At 59.7% G+C, this 1,570-nt stretch carries 2 protein-coding genes; one reads left to right on the top strand and one right to left on the bottom strand.

Annotation, left to right across the window (positions count from 1 at the left end; genetic code table 11):
* Positions 1-501: transcription factor MYC/MYB N-terminal domain-containing protein (locus HLUSI_RS0109830; RefSeq protein WP_040503343.1), on the bottom strand; the 501-nt coding region annotated here is incomplete at its 3' end.
* Between the two features lie 305 nt (positions 502-806).
* Here HLUSI_RS0109830 and HLUSI_RS0109825 point away from each other — a divergent pair.
* A partial coding sequence (locus HLUSI_RS0109825; RefSeq protein ID WP_016833804.1) for an MCP four helix bundle domain-containing protein occupies positions 807-1,570 on the top strand: 764 nt, incomplete at its 3' end.

Genomic DNA, 1,570 nt, shown 5'->3' with positions numbered 1-1,570 from the left:
GCTCATCACCGGAAAAGCGATCGCCGCGCGGATGCCGGCCGAGCGTGCGATGTCGGCGCGCAGCGCATCGCGATCAGCGCCGAGATTGACGATCCAGACCGGCGCGGCTTCCTTCAGCACGCGTCCGGGCAGGTCTTGCTCGGCCAGGAATTGCGGGTCGCCGGACATGCAGCGGAAGGCGGAAAATTCGGGCCGGTTGGCGCCATGCCAGATGCCGCTGGAAACCAGGACGGATGGCTTGGCGCCCTTACGCACGTGGAAGCAGTGACCGAGCGGCCAGCCGGTGTAGCGGCAGATCTCATCGATGGCGAATTGCAGCGCCTGGTCGAGCGTGTCGGCATCGTTGGCAGCCGCAGTGACGGCTTCGAGCACTTGCAGCTGGCGCAGGCGGCTTTCGGTGGCGATGTCGGCCTGCAGGCGGGCGTCGCGTTCACGCACCAGCGACTGTGTCAGTTTTTCTAATTCCGCGGCATGCGCAGCCACGTCCGGTTTTATTGTCATGTGATCGTGAAAGTGATCGCGAAGTGAGTGATGCGGCGCCATGCGCATTGCCGTGGTGCACTTCCGAAGCATTGGATTATAGCGGCACGTTGTCACTATTGCATGACGGCATTCCGGTCATATCGCGTTAATTTCGCCCGTCCTCACGTACAGCTGACCGCAGCGTTGACAAAAGGCCGGACAAAGCACCGCTCACCTGCGGTTTGAAGCCCAATCGCTGTGATACGCTGGACCGAAAACAATAATTCAACGCTCGCGCCTACCGGCGCGGAAATGAAAACGCAGTACGGGAAAAGGAGACGGCCATGAAGAACTACAAGATAGGTGTGCGACTCGGTATCGGTTTTATCGCCATGCTGATGTTGATGGCGGTCATGGTGGGCATCGGCGTCTGGCGCCTGCAAGGCATCGGCGACGCCACCGACGACATGGTGAAAAATGCCTTGCAGAAAGAACGCGACGCTTCGCGCTGGCACGCCGCCATCAAGGAAAACGGCGTGCGCACCTTCGCCGTGATGCGCAGCGACGATGCCGAATTCCAGAAGTACTTCCAGACCCAGATCGATGCGGAATCGAAGAAGGTCAGCGATACCCAGAAACGGGTGGAAGCGGCGATTTCTTCACCGGAAGAGAAGCAGCTGTTCGACGAAGTCGGCAAGCTGCGCGCCGTCTATCGCACGACGCGCGAAGATATTTTCAAGATGAAGACCGCCGGCAACGCAGAGGAAGCCAAGCAGCTGACCAACACCAAACTGGTCAAGATGATGGACGAGTACTCCGGCAGCGTGCTGAAGTACGCCAACTACCAGACCGAGATCATCAATCAGGCCGCGCAGCATATCAACGACAGTTATCAATCGGGGCGCACCTTGCTGCTGAGCCTGGGCATGATCGAATTGATCCTTGGCGGCCTTCTTGGCTGGCTGCTGACGCTGAGCATCACGCGTCCGCTCAATGAGGCGGTGAGCATCGCCGAGACGGTGGCCTCGGGCGACCTGACCTCGCACATCGACGGCAGCGGCAAGGATGAAACCAGCAAACTGCTGCAGGCGCTCAAGACCATGAACGA

This window comes from Herbaspirillum lusitanum P6-12 (genome assembly GCF_000256565.1).
GTDB lineage: Bacteria > Pseudomonadota > Gammaproteobacteria > Burkholderiales > Burkholderiaceae_D > Herbaspirillum > Herbaspirillum lusitanum.
The sequence above is the reverse complement of the archived record's forward strand: the minus strand, read 5'-3'. Positions and strand labels throughout refer to the sequence as shown.